Genomic DNA, 5,185 nt, shown 5'->3' on the forward strand with positions numbered 1-5,185 from the left:
GTTCGCCGCCCGGACTGATAGCCCGGCACCACTGGCGCGAGATCTTCCCTGTCGCCCCCGGCACCCTGCTTGCCTGGCACCGCAGATTCATCGCCGCAAAGTGGGACTACACCGCGCGCCGGGGTACCGGCCGTCCGCCCACCCCGAGAACGATCAAGAAGCTCGTCCTGCGGCTGGCGAGGGAGAATCCGATGTGGGGGCACCGGCGGATCCAAGGGGAGCTGGCCCGACTCGGGTATCGAGTCGCCGCCTCGACGGTGTGGGAGATCCTCAACGCGGCCGGCATCGGCCCTGCTCCACGTCGCTCAGGTCCCACCTGGCGCGAGTTCCTGACCGCGCAAGCCGAGGGCATCATCGCGGCAGACTTCTTTCACATCGACACCGCCCTCGGCAGGCGGTTGTATGCGCTGGTGTTCCTCGAGCACGGCACCCGGCGGCTGCGCATCACCGGGGTCACCGCCCGCCCGACACGGGACTGGTCGGCGCAGCAGGCGCGGAATCTCACCGCCGACCTGGGCATACGCATCGAGTCCCTGCACTTCTTATGACGCGACCGCGATGGCAGGTACAGCGAAGCGTTCGACGCCGTCTTTGCCGCCGAGGAGATGGACATCCTCAAAAGTGCGCCACAGGCTCGAATCCTGAAAACCTGCGGCGATGCACGGAGATCAACGCCGCTCTGGTGTGGATCAACGAGTGGCAGCACGGGGGAGTCAACATGATCCACGACCCGTGGGGCCTCAGCGGGATGGGCGCAAGTGGTGCGGCGGCGTCGTTCGTCGCTGCTACGCGCCCGATGTCGATGCTCTACTCCTCAACAACGAGCGTGCCGTCGGCACGAATCTGACGCCGGTCGGGCGTCGGCCGAGGTGGTAGCGTTCGGCGCTTGCGCCAGGGGCCACTCGCCGCGGTCGCAGGGCGGCCGGGCAGGCAATCGAGAACGAGGTCATCGTCGATGACGACCGACCGGCCGGCCACCAACACTGCCGCATACCCGGTTGAGGGCCGAGCGCCTGCGAGGTAGGTGGCGTGGTCGTTGATCGTCGCGGGGCCGAACACGACCAGGTCGGCATCGCAGCCTGTTCGGACACGCCCCTTCGGCACTGATCATGGTCGATCCCGCCCCGTAGGGGTAGGCCTCCGTGGTGATGGGTTCCGGTGACTCCTCGTTCAGACCGAGGACGCGGTCGAGGTGCTGCAGCGAGGTGCTGTTGACGTGGCAGTAGTGGGCCCGGGCGCCGGTTTCTGGTCACCCTCTCGATCCGGATGTCTCCTGCATCGAGAGCCATGAGGACCCCTTGCCGGCTATCGAGCGCCTTTCGCATGGGGAGCACGTTGTCGTGCTCCCCATGCGAAAGGGGCAGGGCGGACCGCTGGCGATCTCTTCGTGGCGGTTTTCGCAGGTGGCGTGTATGCGGAGCTTTTGGTCGCCGGGTGCGCCCCGCGTCAAGGAGGGACAAAGCCCCTTGCCGTCCGCCGGCAGATAGGACACTCCCAGGGCGTGGGCGCCGTGCCCGGCTCTGTGGCGCCGTAGCGAGACAGTCGGCAGGTGCCCTCGCCGTCGGAAAAAGTGTGCCAAGCAACTGCTGGACTGGCCGCAGAGGGTCTCCAGAAAGGGGGCAAGGCTCCGCCCTCCGGACACTGCAACGGGCATCGACCGCATCAGGCCCGAGAGCAACTACCTCCACTCGCCGACCACCACACCGCGCCGCTGAGCGAATCGAAAACCCCAGGACGGCTACTCCAGAGCCGTATCCTTGGTGGCCTGATCAATGAGCACAGATACGCGGCATGACCAGCAGTGACGCATATCTGAACGGCACAGCAACGGGGAGCACGGTCACGGGGGCGCCGGCCGCCGTACCGGACGGTCAGCGCGTACCTCAGGTGACCAGCCCGTGGCGGTAGGCGTAGACGACCGCCTGGACGCGGTCGCGGAGGCCGAGTTTGCTCAGGATGCGTGACACGAACGTCTTGACGGTCTCCTGGCTGATCACGAGGGCCGCGGCGATCTCGCCGTTGGACAGACCGTCCGCGATCAGACGCAGGACCTCCAGCTCACGGGGGGTCAGCGGTACGTCCTGCGGAGCCCCGCCCGCGGCGGGCCGGATCCGGGCCGCGTACCTGCCCACGAGCTGGCGCGTCACCTCGGGATCCAGCAGTGCCGCGCCCGAGGCCACCGTCCGGATGCCGTGCAGCAGCCGGTCCGGCGGAGCGTCCTTGAGTAGGAACCCACTCGCCCCGCCGCGCAGCGCCTCGTAGACGTACTCGTCCAGGTTGAACGTGGTCACCACGAGCACCTTCACGGGATGCTCCACCCCGGCCCCGGCCAGCAGACGGGTGGCCTCCAGGCCGTCCAGCACCGGCATGCGGATGTCCATCACCACGACGTCCGGGCGCAGCCGGCCGGCGAGCTCGACGGCGGCGCGCCCGTCCCCGCACTGGCCCGCGACCTCCAGGTCGGGCTGGGCGTCGATGATCGTCACCAGCCCCGTGCGGATCAGCATCTGGTCGTCGCAGACCAGCACCCGGATCGGTACGGTCACGTCGTGCTCCTCGCCGGTATCCGCGCCCGTACGACGAAGCCGCCGCCCGAACTGCGGTCCGCGCTGAAGTCGCCGCCCAGGATGCCGACCCTCTCGCGCAGGCCCGCCAGGCCCCGACCGCTCCCGCCCGGGGAGGTGGCCCCCGAGCCGGAGCCGTCCGTGCTGACCTCCACGGTGATCTCCCGTTCCCCGTGGCACACCTGGACCGAGGTCCGGCTGCCGTGGGCGTACTTGAGGGCATTCGTCAACGACTCCTGCACCACTCGGTAGGCCACCAGGTCGGCGCTGCCGGTCGACTCGGCCTGTGTGCCCTTCTCGGTGAACTCCACCGGCTGGCCGGCCCGGCGCGTCTGCTCCACGAGGGTGAGCAGCCTGCCGACCGGCGGCGTCCTGGGCTCGGCCGCGTCCGCCGCCGTCCCGGTGCCGTGATCGGGGTTGAGCAGGTCGAGCAGGTGCCGCAGGTCGGTGATGGCCCGCCGCCCGGTGTCCGTGACAGCGGTCAGCGCCTGGTCGAGCCGTTCGGGCGCGGCCGTCAGATAGCGTGCCGCCTCGGCCTGTACGACCATCGCCGTCACGTGGTGGGTCACCACGTCGTGCAGCTCGCGGGCGATATGGGTGCGTTCGGCGGTACGGGTGTCCTCGGCGACGCGGCGCCGCCGGTCCGCCTCGGCGGCCCGGGTGGAGCGCAGCCACGCCCCGGCGCCCCACGCCAGGACAAGCGCCAGGTAGAACGTCACGAACTCCTCCGGCGACTCGCCGGTGCCGAGCCTGGAGAGCGCCACCGCCAGCGGCACGTACACCACGGAGAGGACGACCACACAGGTCCGGCGGTGCCGTTCCAGATGGGACCCGGCGCTCAGCAGCGCAATGGGCAGCGCGGTTGTCGCGAACGCGTGGTAGCCGCGCAGCTGGTCGACGGCGAAGCCGCACGCCACCAGGGCGAGGGCGACGCCCGGCCAGCGCCGGCGCCCGCCCAGCGGAAGGCATTGCAGGAGAATCGTCACGACGGCCAGTGCGTCGGTGGGGCGGGTCGGCACGCCACCGACCTCGGTGCCGTTGGCGTGGAGCGCCGGCACGAACGAGCCGGTGAGGATCAGCAGGCCGAGCGGGAGGTCCCGTACCGTGACGTCCAGCCGGCGCCACACCTGGCCGGCCTGGTGAGGTGTTATCACCGGCCGAGTGTAGCCAGGGCGTCGACGCGCTCGGCACGCCGCCGGGGTACCAGGTTGCCGCGCCGGCGGGCCAGCCGCAGGAAGACGATCGTCGCCAGCACGCAGAACAGAATGGAGTACAGGCTGGCCTCCGGGCCGAACTCGCCGCCCGTGATCAGGGTCGCGCCCGACGTCGAGGCATCCAGCAGTCCATGCGTGGCGCCGTTGCCGGAGACCTCGGTGCCGAAGATGCCGGACTCCGCGAAATTCCAGCCGAAGTGCAGGCCGATCGGCAGCCACAGGCTGCGGTCGGCGGCGTAGGCGGCGGCGAGCATCCCGCCGGCCTCGATCGCGATGGCGACGGCACCCAGCAGGGTTGCGTGCTTGTTGAACAGATGCATCGCGCCGAACAGCACACCGGATAGTGCCAACGCCGCGTACGTGCCCAGGCCTCGCTCCACCAGTCGGAAGAGCAGGCCGCGGAACATCAGCTCCTCCGTCACGGCGGCGGCGGCCATGAAGCCGACCAGTCCGATCGCACCCGTCAGCGAGCCGAAGCCGTGGACGTCGTAGTCCCCGAGGAGGGCGATGTTCGCGATGACGCACCCGAACAGCGCGACGCCAATGCCCGTCGCCCGGTACAGCGACCTCCGCGCGCCCTCCCGGGCCAGCTCCGTGACCGGACGCCCCTCGGTGCGGCCCACGACCCACCGGTAGACGAACACCGCCAGCACCGCTGTCAGGCCGCCCAGCAGGAGCGAGAGCCACGGGTTGTCCTGCACCGCGCTGGCGCTCTGACCACCGACCGCGCTGACCGTCACCACAGCCAGTATCTGCCACACCAGTTTCATGACGACTCCTGTTCCGGACCCGCGACCGGAGCGCCGCGGGTGCTCAGAACGCTATGGATTCGCGCCCCGGGAATCGTCACCTCACGGTGGACACCTGCACGTAGCTCTCACGGGGGACAACTCCAGTGCCACACAGCTCTCTTCGCGCCTCGACGGGCAGTTCCCAGTCCCACACGCTGCTCGCCTGCGACTTCACGCACGTGGAGACCGTCTTCCTCAAGCGTCTCTACGTTTTCTTCGTCATGGAGATCAAGAGTCGGCGCGTTCATGTCCTGGGTGTCACCGCCCGCCCTACGGGCGCATGGGTCACTCAGCTCGCCCGTAACCTGCTCATGGACCTCGCGGACAGAGCTGGGTGCTTCCAGTTCCTCGTCCGGGACCGTGACAGCAAGTTCACTGCAGCGTTCGACGCCGTCTTCGCCGGCAACGGCACAGCCGTCATTCCGGCTCCGCCGCAAGGCCCGCGGTTGAACGGGTTCGCCGAACGATGGATACGCACAGACCGCGCAGAATGCACCGACCGCCTCCTCATCACCGGCGAACGACACCTGCGCAAGGTCTTTACCACGTACACGAAGCACTACAACGGGGGACGAGCACACCGCAGCCTCGGCCTACGAGCACCCGACGACGACCC

Annotated in this window: 4 protein-coding genes and 1 pseudogene; 2 read left to right on the forward strand and 3 right to left on the reverse strand. The window is 69.3% G+C overall.

The features are described from left to right. Nucleotides 1–14 precede the first annotated feature (14 nt). Nucleotides 15–635, forward strand: a pseudogene (locus tag BBH68_RS43845) (transposase family protein); the annotation flags it as partial. A gap of 1,248 nt (nucleotides 636–1,883) precedes the next feature. Here the strand turns inward: BBH68_RS43845 and BBH68_RS38050 are convergent. Genes BBH68_RS38050 through BBH68_RS38060 form a run of 3 tightly spaced genes read right to left on the reverse strand, consistent with a single transcriptional unit; the run spans nucleotide 1,884 to nucleotide 4,548 of the window. Beyond that, nucleotides 1,884–2,546: a response regulator gene (locus BBH68_RS38050; RefSeq protein ID WP_065968482.1), complete on the reverse strand. Its 663-nt coding sequence runs from the start codon at nucleotides 2,544–2,546 to the stop codon at nucleotides 1,884–1,886. Further along, nucleotides 2,543–3,718, reverse strand: a complete 1,176-nt coding sequence (locus BBH68_RS38055; protein ID WP_065968483.1) for a sensor histidine kinase — start codon at nucleotides 3,716–3,718, stop codon at nucleotides 2,543–2,545. Before BBH68_RS38055 ends, BBH68_RS38050 begins: the two co-directional genes overlap by 4 nt. After that, complete coding sequence (locus tag BBH68_RS38060) at nucleotides 3,715–4,548, reverse strand: CPBP family intramembrane glutamic endopeptidase (RefSeq protein WP_065968484.1); 834 nt, start codon at nucleotides 4,546–4,548, stop codon at nucleotides 3,715–3,717. The genes BBH68_RS38055 and BBH68_RS38060 overlap by 4 nt, the downstream gene beginning before the upstream one ends. A gap of 200 nt (nucleotides 4,549–4,748) precedes the next feature. Here BBH68_RS38060 and BBH68_RS38065 point away from each other — a divergent pair. Then, the coding region (locus BBH68_RS38065) for an integrase core domain-containing protein (protein ID WP_245738524.1) at nucleotides 4,749–5,185 on the forward strand (437 nt) is incomplete at its 3' end.

It is taken from the genome of Streptomyces sparsogenes (assembly GCF_001704635.1).
GTDB lineage: Bacteria > Actinomycetota > Actinomycetes > Streptomycetales > Streptomycetaceae > Streptomyces > Streptomyces sparsogenes.